At 38.8% G+C, this 19,448-nt stretch carries 14 protein-coding genes; 11 read left to right on the forward strand and 3 right to left on the reverse strand.

Annotated elements, in window-relative coordinates; translation table 11 throughout:
• Positions 1-100: 100 nt before the first annotated feature.
• From ACIQCO_RS03450 to ACIQCO_RS03465, 4 genes are all read left to right on the forward strand, one after another.
• Complete coding sequence (locus ACIQCO_RS03450) at positions 101-1,981, forward strand: phosphotransferase (protein ID WP_400425990.1); 1,881 nt, start codon at positions 101-103, stop codon at positions 1,979-1,981.
• On the forward strand, positions 1,965-2,936 hold the full coding sequence (locus tag ACIQCO_RS03455; protein ID WP_400425992.1) for a DMT family transporter: 972 nt from the start codon (positions 1,965-1,967) through the stop codon (positions 2,934-2,936). The genes ACIQCO_RS03450 and ACIQCO_RS03455 overlap by 17 nt, the downstream gene beginning before the upstream one ends.
• A complete protein-coding gene (locus ACIQCO_RS03460) occupies positions 2,937-3,629 on the forward strand; it encodes an NTP transferase domain-containing protein (RefSeq protein ID WP_400425994.1) in 693 nt (230 codons plus the stop codon).
• Between the two features lie 118 nt (positions 3,630-3,747).
• Positions 3,748-3,930: a hypothetical protein gene (locus ACIQCO_RS03465; protein WP_400425996.1), complete on the forward strand. Its 183-nt coding sequence runs from the start codon at positions 3,748-3,750 to the stop codon at positions 3,928-3,930.
• Between the two features lie 251 nt (positions 3,931-4,181).
• Here ACIQCO_RS03465 and ACIQCO_RS03470 read toward each other — a convergent pair whose 3' ends face one another.
• A complete protein-coding gene (locus tag ACIQCO_RS03470) occupies positions 4,182-5,087 on the reverse strand; it encodes a nuclease-related domain-containing protein (protein ID WP_400425998.1) in 906 nt (301 codons plus the stop codon).
• A 253-nt stretch (positions 5,088-5,340) separates the two neighbouring features.
• Here ACIQCO_RS03470 and ACIQCO_RS03475 point away from each other — a divergent pair, with 253 nt between their 5' ends.
• The 5 genes from ACIQCO_RS03475 to ACIQCO_RS03495 all read left to right on the forward strand — a co-directional run bounded on the left by ACIQCO_RS03475 (position 5,341) and on the right by ACIQCO_RS03495 (position 12,881).
• The gene (locus ACIQCO_RS03475) at positions 5,341-6,897 is read left to right on the forward strand and encodes an SH3 domain-containing protein (protein ID WP_400426000.1); all 1,557 of its coding nucleotides are present in this window, start codon (positions 5,341-5,343) and stop codon (positions 6,895-6,897) included.
• Positions 6,898-7,440: 543 nt separating this feature from the next.
• The gene (locus tag ACIQCO_RS03480) at positions 7,441-8,247 is read left to right on the forward strand and encodes a C40 family peptidase (protein ID WP_400426002.1); all 807 of its coding nucleotides are present in this window, start codon (positions 7,441-7,443) and stop codon (positions 8,245-8,247) included.
• A gap of 322 nt (positions 8,248-8,569) precedes the next feature.
• Positions 8,570-9,847 (forward strand): nucleotide sugar dehydrogenase, encoded by a 1,278-nt coding sequence (locus ACIQCO_RS03485; RefSeq protein ID WP_400426004.1) that lies wholly within the window; start codon positions 8,570-8,572, stop codon positions 9,845-9,847.
• A gap of 81 nt (positions 9,848-9,928) precedes the next feature.
• The gene (locus tag ACIQCO_RS03490; protein WP_400426006.1) at positions 9,929-10,636 is read left to right on the forward strand and encodes a WecB/TagA/CpsF family glycosyltransferase; all 708 of its coding nucleotides are present in this window, start codon (positions 9,929-9,931) and stop codon (positions 10,634-10,636) included.
• 199 nt (positions 10,637-10,835) lie between these two features.
• Complete coding sequence (locus ACIQCO_RS03495) at positions 10,836-12,881, forward strand: metallophosphoesterase (RefSeq protein ID WP_400426008.1); 2,046 nt, start codon at positions 10,836-10,838, stop codon at positions 12,879-12,881.
• 56 nt (positions 12,882-12,937) lie between these two features.
• Here the strand turns inward: ACIQCO_RS03495 and ACIQCO_RS03500 are convergent, their stop codons facing one another.
• Positions 12,938-14,398, reverse strand: coding sequence for an oligosaccharide flippase family protein (locus tag ACIQCO_RS03500; RefSeq protein ID WP_400426010.1), 1,461 nt, complete (start codon positions 14,396-14,398; stop codon positions 12,938-12,940).
• A gap of 241 nt (positions 14,399-14,639) precedes the next feature.
• Complete coding sequence (locus ACIQCO_RS03505) at positions 14,640-15,407, reverse strand: LicD family protein (RefSeq protein ID WP_400426012.1); 768 nt, start codon at positions 15,405-15,407, stop codon at positions 14,640-14,642.
• Between the two features lie 297 nt (positions 15,408-15,704).
• On the opposite strand from ACIQCO_RS03505, the gene ACIQCO_RS03510 reads away from it, so the two are divergent.
• Both ACIQCO_RS03510 and ACIQCO_RS03515 read left to right on the forward strand, forming a co-directional pair.
• Positions 15,705-17,795, forward strand: coding sequence for an LTA synthase family protein (locus ACIQCO_RS03510; protein ID WP_400426014.1), 2,091 nt, complete (start codon positions 15,705-15,707; stop codon positions 17,793-17,795).
• A gap of 200 nt (positions 17,796-17,995) precedes the next feature.
• Positions 17,996-19,375 carry an O-antigen ligase family protein gene (locus ACIQCO_RS03515; protein ID WP_400426016.1) on the forward strand — a complete coding sequence of 460 codons (1,380 nt, stop codon included), beginning with the start codon at positions 17,996-17,998 and terminating at the stop codon, positions 19,373-19,375.
• Positions 19,376-19,448 lie beyond the last annotated feature (73 nt).

Here is a 19,448-nt window from a genome sequence, read left to right on the forward strand (position 1 = left end):
AATACTATTCCTATTGGAAACTTTTTTATTTACAGTTTGATCTTGTTGCGCTAAAATGGAAATACATTCAATTATTGAACTTATCGGAGGGGGTTCCCCAATGGAACAACACTTATTTCAAATATTAGAGGCAATTAATAAAAATGCTAACTTGAATCAAAAGAAACTGGCGGAAATATGCGGTATTTCGATCGGCAAGGTGAATTACCTTATCCATGATTTAACGTTTGGCGACTATATTTTTAGCGAAAAAAAAGGCCGCAATATCAGCTATTTTCTAACACAAAAAGGAATTAATTTTCTGCAAAGCGGCATCGAGGCCTACCATCACAAAAAGGTGAATATTCATCAGGACCCTTTAACGGAAATTAAACAGGCTGTGATTTTAGCAGCGGGAATGAGAAAAGATTTCAACAAACCAGCAGGACTAATGGCGATTGATGAAATCACTTTGCTAAAAAGAAATATTGATATTTTGCAGGAAAATGGCATCAATGACATTGTTATTGTTACCGGCTACAAACCGGAAACATTCGCGGAATATCCTGAATTTAATCATCTGACATTTGTTGAAAATAAAAAATATAAATGGACCGGCTCGATGGCTTCTTTGGCGGCGGCCCAGCCCTATATTGCCAATGATTTTCTATTAATAGAAGATGATATTCTCATTGAAGAGCGGGCAATTAAGGAAATCCTTGCCCATCCGCAGCGCGACTGTGTCCTCATCACCAACGAAAGCGGCTCCGGAGACGAGGCATTTGTTGAAATTAAAAACGGTTATCTTCATAAAATTTCAAAGGATATTCACCAATTCAATCATGTCGATGGTGAAATGATTGGAATCAGTAAGCTTTCCTATGAAGTGTATACAAAGATGGTCAGTGAATATCAGCTAAATAATCGGAATCCATTGCTGCATTATGAGTATATGCTATTAGATATTTCCAGGCACTACAATATTGGCTATTTGGAAATTCACAATCTTATCTGGGGTGAAATTGACAGCTTGCAGCACTATAACATCGTCACCGAAAAAATCTATCCGATGCTGAAGCGAAAAGAGGCCGTATTCAGGGAAATTTGGATCAAAAGCCACCTGATGGAGGCTCTTAATCTGGCCTATGAGGATATTGAGGACATTCAGCCATTTGGCGGGATGACGAATAAAAACTTTAAAGTAGTGATTCAAGGCAAAGAGTACGTGCTTCGGATTCCGGGGAACGGGACTGAATCGATGATTAACCGAAAAGAGGAAAAGTTCAATGCGGCGCTTGCGAGTAACCTGGGTATTGATACGGAGCTGGTTTATTTTAATGAAGAATCGGGCGTAAAAATTGCCGAATTGATTCCGGAGGCGGAAACACTGACCCCTAAAATGGCGAAACGCCAGGATATCATGGAGCTGACAACAGCAAACTTTAGAATTCTGCACTTTTCAGGACTAGAAATGGCCGGCCGCTTTGATGTTTTTGAAAAAATCGAAGAGTACGAGCGGTTGATGCAGGAAGCAAATGCCCACCCATATGAGCATTATGAAGAAACGAAGGCTCACGTAATGGTCTTGAAAGAAATTTACCAAGGAATGGATATTGCTCTTGCGCCTTGTCATAACGATGCGCTTCCGCAAAACATCGTCAAAAGCGGTGCGGATAAACTTTATCTGATTGACTGGGAGTACAGCGGTATGAATGATCCGATGTGGGACCTTGCCTGGCATGCGATGGAAAGTGACTTTTCACCAGAAGAAGAGGAACTGTTTTTAACACTTTATTTCCAGGAAGATGAAGTATCACTTGAAATTCAACAGCGTATGATTATGAATAAAATTTTCCAAGATTTCCTTTGGACGATCTGGACCGTTATCAAAGAAGCAAAAGGTGACGACTTTGGCACCTACGGGCCCGACCTTTTAGCAAGATGCAGGAAGAATTTAGAACACGACTTGATTCGGGAGATGACGTATGAATATAAAAAGTAAAGGTGTATTCTTTGGGCTGGCTTCGGGGATTACTTGGGCGCTTGACACGCTTTTAATCGGAATCGTTTTATCTAAATCAATGTTTAACTCAACGGAAATGGTGGTTTTTCTAGCGCCATTAGTTAGTACATTTTTCCACGATATGTTATCGAGCTTGTGGATGATGCTATATATGACGATTAGAAGAGAATTTAGGGCTCCGTTTAAAAAGCTGCGTACAAGAAGCGGTCGGTTTGTTATGCTCGGCGCACTTCTAGGTGGACCGATTGGGATGACGGGTTACGTGCTTGCCGTTAAATATTTGGGTTCATCGTTAGCCGGTTCTATTTCCGCCGTTTATCCTGCGGTTGGCGCTTTTTTCGCCTTCATATTACTAAAGGATCGATTAACGGTAAAAAACTGGATCGGCTTGTTTATCAGTATCCTATTTATCTTTTTGTTAGGATTTGCCGGGGGAGAACCCTCTCAAAATTACATTCTTGGATTTTCATTCATTCTTTTAAGCATTTTTGGCTGGGGAATGGAATGTGTTATTCTTGCATACGGAATGAAGGACGATGAAATTACGCCGGAGCAAGCCTTGCAGATTCGTCAATTAGTTTCCGCCGTAACCTACGGCGTATTGATTTTACCATTTTTCAATGCCTATCCGCTTGTCGGAACCGTGCTAAAGAGCAGCGAGATGCTCTTCATTGCCGTGATTGCCCTTTCCGGAACGGCTTCGTATGTGTTCTATTACAATGCAATTTATGTAATAGGACCAACCCGGGCAATGGCCTTGAATATTTCTTATTCTGCTTGGGGGATATTTTTAAGTTTTATCATTTTGAAGGAACCAGTTACCGCAAAGATTGTCTTTTTTAGTATAATGGTTTTAGTTGGCTCGATTATTACCGTCGCCAATCCGGAAGAACTAAAGTGGATGACTATACGTAAAGGCAGGAGAGCAGCATAAATGAGAGCAATTCTACTTGCAGCAGGAATGGGCACAAGATTACGGCCATTAACGTTAACAACACCTAAATCACTAACCGTCGTAAACGGCAAACCGATGCTCGAGAAGCAGGTTGAATATTTACAAGAAATAGGCGTCGACGAAATCATTGTCGTCACCGGCTATTTAGCGGAAAAATTCGAGTATTTAAAAGAGAAGTACGGCGTTACGCTCGTTCACAATGATAAATACGAAATTTACAACAATATGTACACGATGTATTTAGTTAGGGAGTACCTCCACGATACGTATGTGATTGATGCCGATGTCTACTTGCATCACAATTTCTTGTTGAAAAGTCCGAAAACCTCGATGTATTTTAGCGCACGCAAGCCGGATTTTAAAGCAGAGTGGATGATCCGCTATAACGACCAATATAAGGTAACGGATATTGAAGTCGGCGATGGTAATCATGAGTACATTCTTTGCGGCGTTTCCTACTGGTCCGAGGAGGATGGCAGGTATATTGTTGGAAAACTGGAGGAAGCCGTCGAAGGCGGTAACTTTAAGGATTTCTGGTGGGATGAAATCGTTAAGAATAACCTAAGCGGCTTGAATGTTCATCTACAGGAGATTCACCCAAATGACAGCTACGAAATCGATTCATTAGAAGATCTTGAAAAAGTGAATAAGCTGCTAGCGGCAGGGGAATAAATGAAACGGGCACTGAGTGCCCGTTTTGGTTTTTCAAAGCAATTGGAATGCAGTTTTTAAATTGTATTGGAGCCCGTTCAACCGGAAAAGTAGCAAGAAAGGTATCCAATCGAGCTTATTGGAGCCCGAACCGTCCAAAAAACCGTGGATAGGGTATCCAATCGGCAGTATTGGAGCCCGTTCAACCGGAAAAGTAACAAGAAAGGTATCCAATCGAGCTTATTGGAGCCCGAATCGACAAAAAAGTCGTGGAAAGGGTATCCAATCGGCAGTATTGGAGCCCGTTCAACCGGAAAAGTAGCAAGAAAGGTATCCAATCGAGCTTATTGGAGCCCGAACCGCACAAAAAACCGTGGATAGGGTATCCAATCGGCAGTATTGGAACCCGTTTACCCGGAAAAATTGCAAGAAAGGTATCCAATTGAACGTATTGAACCCGTTCTCCCCCAAATATACAAAAGAATTGTATCCAATAGCATTAATGGCTTTCAAATTAGAATATATTAATCAGATATAAATATTAAAAGTTGCAAAAATCAATCAATCAGTCTATCACTCATAATAGGTCCATTGGCCATAACCCATTGATTTCATATTTTGAATGAGAACTCTCTTAATTACTTTTTTTGAACAAATTCCACCGCACCACTCCCAAACCCCATTAGTAGTTATCTTCCGCTCCGGAAAAAGTAGTTTCAATTCCTTCACTCTTCGCAGCACAGCAGCATCAATCCCCTCTTTGCTGCCACAATCATCACAAACAGCAATCCGTCCATTAACAGAAACCGAAAATGATTGGCAACAAGCAGAGGTCAGGCCTTTTCGCAGCCCTTCATAATTATAATGGGGAACTCTTGGATAGGGAGATTCTACTTGATGCAAAGAAATTAAAAGATCTGCAAGCTTCTTATGTTTACCATTAATTTTTCCCGTCCACTTATTTAATTTTTTCATTAGGGTATTTAACTGTGTTGGATAAATGATAGGTTTATCTTTAGGTGCTTGATAAAGGGTAAAATCGGGGTTAATAAACACAACCCAAGCTTCTACGGGGAGTTTATAACCATATTTCTGAAGCAATTGGCGAAATAAGGTTTCACAGCGGTTTAATTGGTCTAGTGGATTCTGCATTAACTTTCCATTCTTCATTAAAATGAAATCGCCTTTTTCATAACAATAATCACCCTCATGATTTTTAACATCAAAAAGGTATATAGTGTCTTGAATAATACAAGTGTCAATTTGGAATTTCGAATTGTTTAACTCAAGGAGTAAATCATTTAGAATCAAACATTCGCTCTGAATCTTTTCCGTTAAAGAATCAAACATCAATTCGCCTGCGAAGCCCTTTTTAAGCCTAAAATAGTTCCACTTGTCTTCTTCAGACAAATTCATACTCGTGTTTAATATTCTTAATATCGTTATATCTTCCCGCTCAGTTCGTGGCTTATAAGCCATGATGCACATCCTCTCTGTAAAAAAACTTCATTGGTAAGCTAAACTGCGTAGAATTCCCCCACATACTACCTTCATTTTACAAAAATGTCGTATGGAGACGGTGGTGACTATTTGTACAATTATTGACATTTATGCCAATGATAGCGGACAAAAGGCTTTAAGCCATTTTCCAAATAAAAATACGTGGAAATGGCTGGAATCTATGATACTCTAAATAATAGAAAACGAAATATAAAGTGAGAGGAGAAACAAATTGAAAAATAGAATAATTCGTAGTTTGCTAATGTTTGCTTTATTATTCGGGATTTTTTACGGCGTATCATGGAACAAAGCAGAGGCCGCTGAGCAGCCGAATATGATCGTCACTTCAATCAAACTGCCAGTCTATCGGAGTTTCGAAGAGCTCTCAGACTATCAAATTCATTTAAAACCAACTTATAAGCGCTATGCGGAATTAGCTTATAACGACAAGGTGACCATCCTCAGCGAAAAGGATTATGCCGCAAAAATACGGATGAAAGATGGACGAGAAGGCTGGGTTCACAGAGCCTACTTGAACAGCAATATTAAAAATCAAACCTGGCTGGTGAAAAAGGAGAGAAATCTACGAGACCTTCCAGATGGCTCGAAGCCGATTACCGGTGTTATAGAGAATAACTCAAAGGTATTTGTTCTAGATGTATCACCTGACACGAAATATTACAAAATCCAAACAGTTGACGGAAAGAAACAAGGTTGGATTTACAACTGGTATCTTGAAAATGAAACGTATATGACTATACAAGGTGGCAGCAATGTCATCCCATATGAATTTGGAAAAGAAGGAACAACCACTAATAATCTTTCCATTTTTACCCCATTAAACACGAAAGCGAATGTAACCGTTAATGCTATTAACCAGTTCATTAACTATAAAACCAAATGGGCCAATACGTTAATGACAGGTATGGGATCTTCCTATATTGAAGCCCAAAACCAAACTGGCTTAAATGCGATTTACCTTGTCGCACATTCAGGCTTAGAGACACGCTGGGGTATCTCAGGAATTGTTGCAAATAAATACAATTATTATGGTATCAATGCAAATGATCTTCGCCCACTTACAGATGCCTATGATTATTCTACAAAAAGCAGCGGAATTGTGGCTGGAGCGATTTTTATCAATCAAACGTATGTTAATAGGAATACGTTTATGAAGAATTCTCTCGACCCTTACGAGCAGCCGACACTCGATAACATGCGGTTTAATTCCAACTATCATCAATACTCAACCGACGAAGCGTGGGCCAGCAAAATTGCGCAAATTGCTAATGAATTTAGCAGTTTCGCCGCCAATTATGGTTGGAAAAGCTTAGACGGCAAATGGTATTATTTCAATGGCGACTGGTCGCTTAAAACCGGCTGGCTGCAAACAGGCGGTAAATGGTATTACCTTAACCAATCAGGTGTCATGCAAATCGGCTGGCTGCAAACAGGCGGCAAATGGTATTACCTCAACCAATCCGGGGCGATGCAAACCGGCTGGTTTTCCACGGGCGGCAAGTGGTATTTCTTAAATCCAGCAGGAGATATGAAGACCGGCTGGTTGTCTACAGGCGGCAAGTGGTACTTCCTCGACTCTAGCGGCGCGATGCAAACGGGCTGGGTTTCGACCGGAGGCAAGTGGTACTACATGAACAACAGCGGAGCGATGCAAACCGGCTGGGTATTAGTCGGCAAGAAGTGGTATTACCTATACAGCGATGGTCATATGGCAGCCAACACTACGATTGGCAAATATCGTTTAGGAAAAGACGGAGCAATGCTCTAGGATAAAAAGGCGCCCTATAAAGGACAATACGGAACCACCTCATCGGAGGCTGGTTCCGTTTTATTTTCATAAAAAACTAACATGTGTTTCAACACCCAACCCATGAATTGAAATATATTTTATATGAGTAATACACCCGCATTATAAAGGCGGTGTGAGCAGAGCTCCGCATCACCTATTCAAAATACGAATTTTATATTTTCACTTCCGACTGGTTATACCGATTCGTTTATGCGGCGCTCCGCCCCTTTTCCCCAGAAAATAGTCATAAAGTAACAGGTCAACTTACATAATATTTGACATCATTCGACACATAAAATGCAGCAGTCCCAAAATTCAATAGTTTCATAGTCATAAAATCGAAAGGCCATTTTGCCTGTTTTTTTACTATTTTTCTGAAAAATACGACAAAAAGTCGAATAAGGTCAGTTTTTGAAACACTCCTGTAATATTATTAATAACTAACTGTAAATTAACTCTAGTAACTTTTATGAGATACTAGTATTAACAAAAAGAGAGAGAAAAAGAAACAAGGAGGTCATCATGAAGAAGTTAGTCATTAGTGGTTTACTATCATGTTCTTTACTCTTCGGGGGAATAATCGGCGGACAAAAAGCAGAAGCGGCATCTGTTGGAGATAAGGTTACAGACATAGCTCTTGAATATATAGGCGTACCATATGTGTGGGGAGGATCGTCTCCGAGCGGGTTTGATTGCTCTGGGTTTACAAGCTATACATATAAGCAAGCTGGAGTTACCTTGCCTCGGACGGCCGCAGAACAATACACGAAAGGCCAAGCCGTTTCAAAAGGTAATTTAACGAAAGGCGACCTAGTTTTCTTCAGTACATATAAAGCTGGGGCTTCACACGTCGGTATTTCCTTAGGCGGCGAGAAGTTTGTCCATGCTTCTAGTAACGGAGTAAAAATTAGTTCTTTATCAGAGTCATATTATACAAATACTTATATCGGTTCAAAACGAATAGAGAATGGCAAAAACGGCTGGGTTTTATCTGGTGGAAAATGGTATTACTATAAAGCTGGCGCAATGAAAACTGGCTGGCAAAAAGATGGAAATACATGGTATTTCATGAATTCTAATGGTGTAATGCAAACGGACTGGCTAAAAAATGGTGGTACATGGTATTACTTAAATTCAAATGGCTCTATGAAAACCGGCTGGTTATCTTTGAAGAATCAATGGTATCACCTAGGTGCTAGCGGTGCAATGACTACAGGCTGGCTTTATTCCGGCAGCCAGTGGTATTTCCTAAATTCCGACGGTTCAATGGCCAAAGACACAACCATTGATGGATATGTAATCGGCAGTGATGGAGCCTGGATTAAATAACAACATATAATTAATAAAAAGCGAAACTAGTCTATACGGTTTCGCTTTTATTATTAACCATCTACTTCTGCTAAGAATAAAATGGTTGCATGGAACGACATATGGGTTTTGCAAAAAAAACATAAATTAACTAATATTAAGTGAACAATTGAACAAAAGCGTAAAAATCGACATCGTTTGTGGCTGATAGTTTCTTTTAATCATGATTTTTGTTACAATTAGATGTAAAATTTAATCGTCATACGTTCTGGCGGGTAGATCCTATCGTCAAAGTTTTATATAAGAATATAGTTATTTAAAGTATGGTTGGAAAGGAAGTTACTTGATGAATAAAATATGTGTCGTTGGTCTCGGTTATATTGGTTTACCAACATCCGTTATGTTTGCCAACAATGGCCTGCATGTCCACGGGGTAGACGTAAATGCGGCGGCCGTCGAAAAAATCCAGCATAAACAGCTTCATATAGAAGAAAACGGATTGCAAGAGCGCCTTAATGCGGCAATTGACAGCGGCAATCTAACCGTTTCAACAACTCCGGAAAAAGCGGATGTTTTTATTATCGCAGTGCCATCACCAATCAACCCGGATAAAACGGCTGATATGAAATATGTGGAAGCAGCCACCAAGTCGATTGTTCCTTATATTGAAAAGGGCAACCTCGTCATTCTAGAATCGACCGTTCCACCGCGAACAGTTGAGGATGTGATGATGCCGATTCTAAAAGAAAGCGGACTTGAAATCGGGACAGAGTTGCTTGTCTCCCACTCACCTGAACGAGTTATTCCAGGCCGGGTTTTTGAAGAGCTTGTCAATAACAGCCGGATTGTCGGCGGTATTAATGAGGAATCCTCAGAAAAAACGCGAGACCTATATCGTGCTTTTGTGAAAGGGGAAATTTTCTTAACCGATGCGACAACCGCTGAAATGGTTAAGGTGATTGAAAATACATTCCGTGATGTAAACATTGCCTTCGCTAACGAGCTGGCACGTGTCAGTGCAAATCTTGGCGTCAACGTTTGGGAGGCCATTAAGCTTGCCAATCATCACCCGCGCGTCAATATTCACCTTCCAGGTCCCGGCGTGGGAGGCCATTGTATTGCGGTCGATCCATGGTTCCTTGTCGAGCAGGATCCGGAAAATGCAAAAATCATTCACCTTGCAAGGCAAACGAATGATTCGATGCCGCTTTATGTGGCGAATCAGGTTAAAGCGATTGCCAATCAGCATCAAATTAAAAATCCAAAAGTGGCTGTTTTGGGCTTATCGTTTAAAGCGAACATTGACGATATGAGGGAAAGTCCATCCGTTGAGGTCGTTCACCATTTAAATGAGCTAAATCTTGATCTGACTGCTTTTGATCCGCATATCAATGAAGCAAAATTACCACAGCAATCATTGGAGCTTGAAGAAACATTAAAAAATGCGGATATCATCCTCATTTTAACCGAGCACGATGAATTTAAGATTCTCGATCCAAAACAGACAGCTAATCTAGTTCGTTCAAAAATTGTATTTGATACAAAAAATTGCCTCCCGCGTGATGCTTGGGTCAAAGCAGGCTTTGACCTGCGTGTGTTAGGGGATTCCAAAAATTTATAAATTTGCATCCAGCTGCGGCAAACACACTTTGCCGCAGTAAGTTTCAGGTAAGATGTCCAAATCAAAACCAGGTGGTACATTATGAAAGAAAACTTTCTCGGCGTTGATGTTTGTGATTATGATTACGACCAGCTCGCATCATTATTAATGCAGGATATCGAAAATAAGAAGAAATCATTTATTGTCGCTATTAATCCGGAGAAAATCATGAAGGCCCAAGAGGATGAAGCACTCAGAACGCTTTTGAACCGTGCCGATTACCAGATTCCAGATGGAATTGGCGTTATTTTAGCCTCGAAATTGAAAGGCGGCCGGGTGAAAAGCCGTGTAACCGGAATTGATATGATGCTCAAGCTTTGCAAAACAGGGGCGGAGCAAGGGAAACGAATCTTTTTGTACGGTGGCAAGCCGGGTGTAGCCGATGCGGCGAAGACGGAGCTTGAAAAGCAATTTCCGGAAATCCAAATAGTCGGGACCTTACATGGTTACGAAAAAGACGAACAGGTAATCGTTGATACGATTAATCAGCATCAACCGGAAATTATCTTTGTTGCGTTAGGAAGTCCGGCTCAGGAACATTGGATTGTCAATCACATGAATCAAGTAACTCCTTGTGTTTTTCAGGGGGTAGGCGGATCGTATGATGTGATTTCCGGCAATCTTAAACGTGCGCCGGAAGTTTTCCAAACGCTTGGATTGGAATGGTTCTACCGTTTAGTCAAAGAACCGTGGCGTTGGAAGCGCCAGTTAATTTTGCCGAAATTCCTGCTAAAGACGTTTAAAAAATAAGCTTTACTAAAATTCATAGCAAAAAAACAGACCCACATCATCTAAAAATGGTGTGGGTCTTTTTTTTCCTCTTTTCGCTACTCAGAATTAAAGCTTGGAAAAAATTTGTTAATTTAATAGAGTACAGTCTAGTATTTTCTTGGAAAATGAGGTAAAATCCTCTATGAATTAAAATAAAGTAGAATTGGAGAGAGATTTTTTGAAATATAGATTAGTTGCTTTAATGTCATTAATGATGATAATAGGCTGGATGAAACCACTGCACATCGCTGAAGCGGCAGGATCAAGCGAACAATTGGATAATCCGCTGCTACAATTCCCTGTCATGAGTGATATTCATATTGGAGAAGAAATTCAAAAGGCGCGATTTACCAACGCCCTTAACGATTACCGGATGGTTGCTCCAAAATATCAAGCAATTGCGATGGTAGGCGATATCACGGATAACGGGACAGAACAGGATTACGATAATTTTAATCTGATTTTAAATACAAATATTAATAAGGATGCCGAGAAAGTAATCACCATCGGAAACCATGAATACTTTGAAGGGGTCTTCGCCGGAGCAGAATGGGATCTATATTTTTTTATGAAGAGATTTGTAGAGAAGACAGGAATGCCGGGAGATGGCTCACAAGTTTATTATGATAAATGGATTGAAGGATATCATTTTATAACGCTCGGTGGTGAGGGATTTCCAAGCCAAACAGACCATGACCATGCTAATATTACCGATAAACAATATAGCTGGCTTGAGGAAACATTAGCGGATCAAGCTGAAGAGACAAAGCCAATCTTTGTATTTTTGCATCAAGCAATTGATGGCACTGTGTACGGAAGTGACGATTGGGGTGCGGGCTTTCAAGATAGCAGACTTTCAGATTTATTAAAGCAATATCCACAAGTCATTCTGTTTTCAGGTCATTCTCATTATCTATTAAATCACCCGAGAACCATCTATCAGGATGGATTTACGATGGTAAATGCGGGTTCAGTTGCCTATACCTTCTCTGACGCGGGGTATAATAAGTTATCACAAGGTTTGCTCGTTAATGTTTATTCAGATAGGGTAGAGATTAAGGCAAGAGATCTAACCAATCATCAATGGATTCAAACATTTACAGTCCCAACCCCATTTGAAAAGACTTATGGAGATGAGCAAAATCCATATTTTGGACCAGGATCAACCGCTACAATAGATAAAAATATCAATGGGGATAAGGTCACTATTTCGTGGGACGCAGCAATTGATGATACCGTGATTGAAAAATATGTTATTAAAAATAATGGTTCTGTGATTTATACGTTAAATATGCCATTTTGGGAAAGCGGTCCTCCGAAAAAAAGAATATCCGCTGAACTGGCCAATTTAACTCCTGAAACTGCGTACAATCTTGAAATCATCGCAGTTGATGGGTGGAAAAAAGTCTCTGAAACCAGTTTAAACGCTTCCTTCAAGACACCGAAATTATACGGATGGAAATGGGAGGAAGGAAAGTGGAGATTCTTTAGCGACGGTGTCAGAGTCACAGGCTGGCAGAAAATTGATGATAAGTGGTACCTATTCCTAAAGGATGGGTTCATGCACACCGGCTGGTATGAAAGTGGTTCGAAGAAATATTATTTAAATGATAATGGTGCGATGCAAATCGGCTGGAAGGAAATTGATGGAGTACTTTACTACTTTAGTTCGGATGGTAGTGTGCAAAGTGGCTGGGTACTTGACCGGGGAAGTTGGTATTACCTGAAATCAGATGGAAAAGCGATCGGATGGCAGCGTTTAGACACTAATATTTGGTACTTCTTTGACAGCAGTGGAGTAATGAAAACTGGCTGGATTCAATCAAATGGAAAATGGTACTATTTGGACAACAGCGGCTCGATGAAGGTCGGCTGGATTATGACTAGCGGAAAATGGTACTTCCTTGATGGCAGTGGAGCCATGAAAACGGGTTGGTTGAAATCCGGAAGCGTGTGGTACTACCTTGATGGCAGTGGAGCCATGAAAACGGGCTGGTGGAAGTCAGGAAGCGCATGGTACTACCTTGATCAAAAGGGAGCCATGAAAACAGGCTGGCTTCTTTTGGGGAATAAATGGTATTATCTACAAAAGAGCGGTGAGATGAAGACCGGCTGGTTAAATGAAAATGGCAAGTGGTATTTTCTGTTAGGCGATGGCTCAATGGCAAAGAATACTACTATCCAAGGCTATCTCATTGGAAACGATGGTGTTTGGAAAAAGTAAACAAAAGAGGGGTGTCCAGAATTCTGGACACCCCTCTTTATCCCCTAGTATCCACGTTATGCTAGTTTTCCAAAGCGTCCTTTTATCTTATTGATAAAAAGAGTAAGGATTTCGTCTTTTGTGAAAAATAGAATCGCCGCATAAACAAACAAACAAACGATTACTGTTACGATAAACAAGGGAATGTAGTGTGAGATAAATAGTCGTAATAGCAATGAAATCGGGATAAACAACAACGAGTAGAAGAAATATTTAGTTTTGGAAAAAGTAAATATCGAGTAGTCGACTTTTAAATATTTGCGAATAAAAATATACTCCATTATCACTAATACATAATTAGAAATAGCTGTAGTAAGAATGGCGGTTGTTGGTGAAAACCATTTCAACTGAATTAATGCTGTATTGAAAAGAAGGTTAAGAATCCCGGAAATAAAGACCAATCTCACAAGAATATTTTCTTTTCGCTTCACATAAATCACTTGATTGGATAAAATCGATTCAATACCTAACGAAATCATATAGATGGCAAAGATGGCAAGTGTACTTTGGGCACTGGCATATTTATGTCCCCCATATAACAGAATTCCCGCATCAGAGGTAACCAAAAGTCCAATGGAGGCAGGGAACAGAAAGGCAAAATACACTTTGGAAATATTATTTAACAGTTTGAGATATGAGCCCTCATCCGCTGACCCGGATAAATAAGATAAGCGCGGAATTGTAACCTGAATAATACTAAGCATTAAAGTATTAATAATTCCCATTATTTGCTGGGCCATCACATAGAAGGAAACAGACTTATTATTTATAAACTCACCTAACATGAAACGGTCCAACTGAACAAAAAGAATATTTGCATTGGAAAAAGCAACGACTAATAATAGCGGCTTAATATGCTTTTTGATAGTGATATTAGAAAAATCTAGTTTAATTTTTCTTTTAATATAAATAAAGCTGACAATATTATTTAGGAAAGTCGTTAGAATTAACAAAACGGCATAGTGCTTATAATCATGGGAGCTTTTTACAAGCGTAAATAATAAAGATAGATAGACCAGCTTTATTAAGATAGTCTTAATTGTAATAAAATTATACTTTTCACTAGCTTCATTTACCCATTCAACATAAAAGATATTTCCGATTAAGTTGACAGCATAAATCATTAAGATTGGAAAAAGGGCTTGATTTCCATATCCCCAAAAAGAAAATAGTAAGAAAGCCACTAAAGAAAGGACACTTGTACTCATACTGATCGTTAGCATACTAGTAAAGAATTGGTTTACCTTTGTCTGATCATCTTTAATTCGGCTCATTTCTCTTAGCCCATATTGATAGACCCCAAATACTGCAAAAATGAAAAAGTAATTAAAAATGGTTTCGGACCGTTGTACCATTCCGATAGAATTAGGTCCAAGTGTGCGATAGACATAAGGGCCAACTAATATAGGGATGACGATATTAAATACATTTAATAATACTTTGTAGATAACATTTTTAATGAGAGATGATTTTTGCATAAAACACCAGTTTGCCTTTCTCCATGAAGAGTGCCAATTAACATGCACTTGATTATTTAGAGATAAGAAATTATTAATTTCGACTTCGAGAATTGTCCAGCTCCAGCGCCTTAGCGGCTAAAGTCCTTCGCTCTCCGCCCTACGATAAGTCAAGCACGGATGCGCTCCGCTCTTCGTGTTTCCCATACTCACTTGGAGCGCTCCAGGCAATACGCAGCTGACCAGGGTGCTTGCGCTTTTCTTATTCTATCATTTTTAGATCAGCCATGTGGCTTTGGCGATTGCTTTCCTCGGGAAGTTCCATATAATTTTCCCCATAACTAGTCGTTAAGTAATGGCTCGGATTGCCGGGGATTTTAAACCAGTGATCTTCAAAAATGCCTTCTTTTAATGGGAAAATATCGTTAATATTATAATAGGCCCACCCGTAATAAGGTGTTTCAATCCCGTAAGTAATATAATCAGACTTTGTCCTAAACCGAGAATAAATATTATGAATTTCCAGCTTATAGATAATCCTTCTCAGTTTGTTTTTGATATTGTTTGCCTCTGCAGGATATTTAATGCTGGCAATTCGATTAACTAATTTCTCTGCGGCTGTCTTTTTACCTTTTTCGGTGACGTAATCATATGGAAAAATATCGATTGAAATGCCTCTCCGTTTAATACCGTGCCAATCAATCCAATCAAAATCCTCAAGATACAAAATCTTTAACCAATTGTGTTTTCCATGTGTATGAACTGTTTCCGTTTCTATTGTAAACTTTTTGGGCAGTTTTGCTTCTACGACGCGTTTAAACCTCGAATAATCCTCTCGCAGCATACCGATATCGGCATCATCATCCCAAGGAATAAATCCTTTATGCCGCTCGGAACCGAGTAGTGTACCATCCGTTATCCAGTATGATATATTCTCTGTTTTACAAATATAATCAACGGCCAACAACATTTCTACCATTGTTTGTTGAGCCTGCCTTAAGGGGCTGTTTTGTAATGTTTCAATCGCCAATTTAGTCCCTCCTGTGTATTTCATCAGGTGAATTAATAAACTACTAACAGTTGATTTTACACAATTTGGCCAAGCAAATCAATAATTTTCCTCTAGTCTCTAGTGAGAAAAATCCTGCTAAAAGGGAAATAAACCAGTGGCTAAATAGTGGATAAAAATAACTTTCGTTCCACTAAAAAGTATTTACTGACAAGGATGAATCGTGTATCGTATCAAATGAGAACCACTTCCTATCAACGTTAAAAAATATAATAGAATTTTCCGAAATTCGATGAATTTTCAATAAAGGAGTTAGCCATGTGGAAGAAAATTAAAGATTCTATCCTTTCTTTTGCTATTACAGCTTTATATGTTTATCTACTAATTTTAGTCGTGGAATGGATTTATCGGGGCAGCTTTCATGAATCATATATTTGGTTAAAGGGGAAAACCAAGCCCTTTGCATATAACTTTATCATTCTTTTCCCGCTATTTAGTGTACTAAGGCTCTTTCGCCGAAAGCTATACATTTTGTTAACGTTCATTATGACTGTGCCATTTATTGTTCTTGCGATTGCTAGCAGGATTAAATTGGAAATACGCGGCGAGCCAGTTTTACCGCCTGACCTCCTTCTGAGCTCTGAAGCAGCCAACATGATGGATTTTTTTACAGGCAGCATTGTAACGTGGATGATTGTCGGAGCGGTAATTCTTATTGGGTTATTGGTATTTACAATCATTAAAGTTCCAAATCAGAAACAAAGAAATGGGCTCCAAATTACGCTGGCCGTATTATTCTTATTTGCTTTTCTTGGTGTTTATCATGTGGAAGCCAAGCAAGAGGGCACCTATTTAAAGAGAAATCTCAAAATCTCCAAGTTTGTTTGGAATCAGAAGGAAACGACAGCAATTGATGGAGTCGTAGGAGCTTTTTTACAAAATATGGATTTATTAACAATTGAAAAGCCGAAAAACTATTCACAACAGACGATTGAGGAGATTATTGCTCAAACGAAGGAGTCTAAGAGCAGTGAATCGGAGCAGCCCAATGTCGTTGTCATCATGAGCGAGGCATTTTGGGATCCTACTTTACTAACAAATGTTGAATTTAATAAAGACCCAATCCCTTTTTTCCACAAAATGCAGAAGGAGCAATCAGGCGGCATGCTAGCTGTTCCGGTATTTGGCGGTTCAACAGCTAATACAGAATTTGAAGCGTTAACAGGTGTGTCGACTCAATTCCTACCAGCAGGCTCTGTTCCATATTTAAATTATGTAACGAAACCGATTCCAGCATTACCGAATATTTTTCGTCAAAGCGGGTATGAAACAACAGCAATTCATTCCTTTCATCACTGGTTTTACCAGCGGTCCTATGTGTATAAAAACCTCGGGTTTGATCGCTTTGTGAGTTTGGAATATATGACAAGCCCTATTCGTGACGGGAACTTCTATCATGATAAAACAATGACAGATGAAATCATGCGAAAAATAAATCGAGGCAATAAACCTAATTTTATTTTTGCGGTTACAACCCAGAATCATGGACCTTATTCCTCGACTGGAAAGAAAAAATATGCCAGCATAGAAGCTGAATTAACCAATGGCAATAAATTCTCACCAGATACAAAAAATATCTTGGAAGTGTATTCTGACAATCTTGCAGAAATCGATAAACAGCTTGAAAGACTAATCACCGAATTAAACAATACAAAAAGAAAAACGATTGTCGTCTTCTTTGGCGACCATTTACCGATATTGGGTTCGGATTACAAAGTTTATCGTGAAGCGGGTTATTACAATGAGGCAGATGACTTTGATGAGTATAAAAGAATGCATACTACACCATTGCTTGTTTGGGATAATTTCTCCGGCAAAAAAGAGGAGCTGAATATCGGAGCATCGCTGGTTGCACCGATATTACTAGACCGGGTTGGAGTTAAAGGCAACTATCTAACTAATTATTTGTTTGATCAGTATCAAGAGGGCAGTTTAAATAGGATTACCAGACCTGATTTCCTTGCAGAGGATCACGTAAATGATACGGTCCTTTCCGATATTAAGCAGCTACAGTACGATTTACTGTTCGGAAAAATGTATGGAATTGCAGATAAACAGGTAATCCAGCCAAGTAAGAGTTATCGTTTGGGCTATAAAGATCCAAAAATTACAACAGCTTCTATGGAGATGGACGGCGACAAGAAAATGCTGCTGCTTAAAGGTGAGTATTTTACAGAACAAAGCTATGTTTATGTTAATGATAAATATATTGCGAGAGTATCCGGTGATGAAACCGAGATTCGGCTGCCATTCCCAGATAAGAAAGACAATTTTACAATTGTCGTAAAGGTAATGGATTCAAATAATAAGATCCTTTCACAAAGCAACACATTTTCTTACGAAAACTAGCTTCTAAAAAAACTTAGGGATTCTAAGAATGCCTAGGTTTTTTATTGCCAAAATAACACAATATACAAAAGGAAAGTTTTATTAGATTTCTACTCATTAGCTTGGTATACTAATAAAATGAAAAAGTGGATGAAATGTAGAGAAATGATGTTAACATAACAGCAGCAGAATATGAAAAGAAATAAAAGGACGTGTACAGATTGACTAAAAGCTTGGGGAAAAACCATTTAATGGAGAAAATGTTAATTATCTTTATTGCTATCCAGCCAATTTTAGATTTACTAACTAGTTTTTCAATGCATTATATAAAAACGAGCCTAACATTTGGTGTAATTGTCCGAACCATCATGTTTGCAATAACAGCCGTTTATATTACATTTTCCGCCATTAAGAATAACAGAAAGATAATTCTTGGCTACTTCATTGCATTATTTGTCGTATTGTTTTTGAACTTGTTCATCGGTTACCAATCAAAAGTCACATTTAACTTAGTGGAAGAAATAAAATTTATTACCAAAACGATCTATTTCATCCTCATGCTTTTCTCTTATTATTTTGTTTGGGATTACATTAAAAATAAAAAAACAGATGTCCTGCTAAACAAAATTGTCTTTGGTATGACCATTGTAGGCTTAGTGATGATTGTATCAGTGTTCACGGGTACGGCAATAAAAAGTTATAATTACGGTGTCGGCTCTAAAGGCTGGTTTTCTTCTGGGAATGAAATTAGTGCGATTATGGCCATCTGTTCACCACTGGTGATTATCTACTCCTTAAAACATACAAATAACTGGAAAGATAGTTATTATTGGCTGCCATCGCTATTGATATTAATTTCTTGTTTGATCGTAGGAACAAAAGTTGGGATGATATCCTCGTTCTTCTTTATTGCTGTAACGATAGTATTAGTCATAATTCCATTTTTCTTAAAATCTAATGTAAACAGAAGAAAATTAATGGTTAATCTAATTTTATCGATTTTTGTTTTATCGGCATTAACAACGTTTTCATTAAATACAAGTGCATTAGATAATTTGAAACAAAACACTCAAAAGTTAGAAGCACAAGAAAAGGCAGCTGCTGAAGAAACAGAATCAGAGGCAGGCAAACCCACGACGGAAACACATACTCCGGTAAAAACGAATAAAGTAATTAGACTGCTGTTAAGCAGCAGGGATATTTTCCTTGTGAATAAGAACCTCGAGTTCAAAGAGGCGAATTTTGGTCAAAAGTTATTCGGTTTAGGCTATTCAACAACAAAGGAAAACAGTAGAACCAAAATGATCGAAATGGACTTTTTTGATTTATTCTACGCTTTTGGAATCATTGGTTTTCTATTGTATATGATACCAATTGTTTACTTTTTACTGTCATTTTTTAGATCCTTACTCAAAAATGGCCGAACCTTTTTTAGCTTCGAAAATATCTTAATGTTTTTGGGACTCATAATCGGGATAGGTGTTTCAGTCTTAGCAGGGCATGTATTCTCGGCCCCGGCAGTAAGCATCTATATTGCCATCATAATGGTCTATCTCTATAAAAATAATTCCCAAAAAACGCAAAAAGACATAGCTGAATGATTAAGGAACCTTTTCCAGTCCCAATTGGAAAAGGTTTTGCTTTTAAGGGGATTGTTGTCTAATAAATTTAAGT

It is taken from the genome of Neobacillus sp. NPDC093127, from assembly GCF_044754175.1.
Taxonomy (GTDB): domain Bacteria; phylum Bacillota; class Bacilli; order Bacillales; family Cytobacillaceae; genus Neobacillus.

Excerpts from the sequence above, each read along its gene's own strand:
- ACIQCO_RS03500 (WP_400426010.1), bottom strand. The coding sequence starts at position 14,398 with ATGCAAAAATCATCTCTCATTAAAAATGTTATCTACAAAGTATTATTA.
- ACIQCO_RS03510 (WP_400426014.1), top strand. The coding sequence starts at position 15,705 with ATGTGGAAGAAAATTAAAGATTCTATCCTTTCTTTTGCTATTACAGCT.
- ACIQCO_RS03455 (WP_400425992.1), top strand. The coding sequence starts at position 1,965 with ATGAATATAAAAAGTAAAGGTGTATTCTTTGGGCTGGCTTCGGGGATT.
- ACIQCO_RS03450 (WP_400425990.1), top strand. The coding sequence starts at position 101 with ATGGAACAACACTTATTTCAAATATTAGAGGCAATTAATAAAAATGCT.
- ACIQCO_RS03490 (WP_400426006.1), top strand. The coding sequence starts at position 9,929 with ATGAAAGAAAACTTTCTCGGCGTTGATGTTTGTGATTATGATTACGAC.
- ACIQCO_RS03460 (WP_400425994.1), top strand. The coding sequence starts at position 2,937 with ATGAGAGCAATTCTACTTGCAGCAGGAATGGGCACAAGATTACGGCCA.
- ACIQCO_RS03480 (WP_400426002.1), top strand. The coding sequence starts at position 7,441 with ATGAAGAAGTTAGTCATTAGTGGTTTACTATCATGTTCTTTACTCTTC.
- ACIQCO_RS03470 (WP_400425998.1), bottom strand. The coding sequence starts at position 5,087 with ATGGCTTATAAGCCACGAACTGAGCGGGAAGATATAACGATATTAAGA.